The 413-nt window shown below is 42.4% G+C and carries 1 protein-coding gene; it reads left to right on the top strand.

Features of this window, described 5'->3' with window-relative positions; all coding sequences use genetic code 11:
• Nucleotides 1-78: 78 nt before the first annotated feature.
• On the top strand, nucleotides 79-413 hold a 335-nt coding region (locus tag ACFRAE_RS17795), incomplete at its 3' end, for a transposase (protein ID WP_422798516.1).

The following is a 413-nucleotide window of genomic DNA, read 5'->3' as shown; positions in this document are numbered from 1 at the left end:
TGTAAATCGTCAGCAAAAAGTGGACACGATATTTTAAAAACTTAAGGAGTGTTTTCATCAAAAACGTTAGATTTAATTATGGGAACATCAAAGAAGAAGAGCACGGAATCATTTGTAAAAGACATTCGTAAGAATACGCGCAGGATCTTTACCGCCGAACAGAAGATTTTGATCGTTATGGAGGGTCTTAGAGCCGAGACCTCTGTGGCAGAATTGTGTAGAAAGCACAGCATCGCCCAGTCCCAGTTCTACGCCTGGAACAAAGAGTTTATGGAAGCTGGCAAGAAGCGTCTGAACGGGGATGTAACCAGAGAAGCAACTAGTGATGAGGTCTCCGAACTGAAGAAAGAGAATGCTCGTTTGAAAGAGATGGTAGCCGACTTGGTACTGCGTTACGATATCGTAAAAAAAAG

It is taken from the genome of Sphingobacterium sp. HJSM2_6 (genome assembly GCF_049316305.1).
Lineage (GTDB): Bacteria > Bacteroidota > Bacteroidia > Sphingobacteriales > Sphingobacteriaceae > Sphingobacterium.
This window is presented reverse-complemented; position numbering and strand designations above follow the sequence as displayed.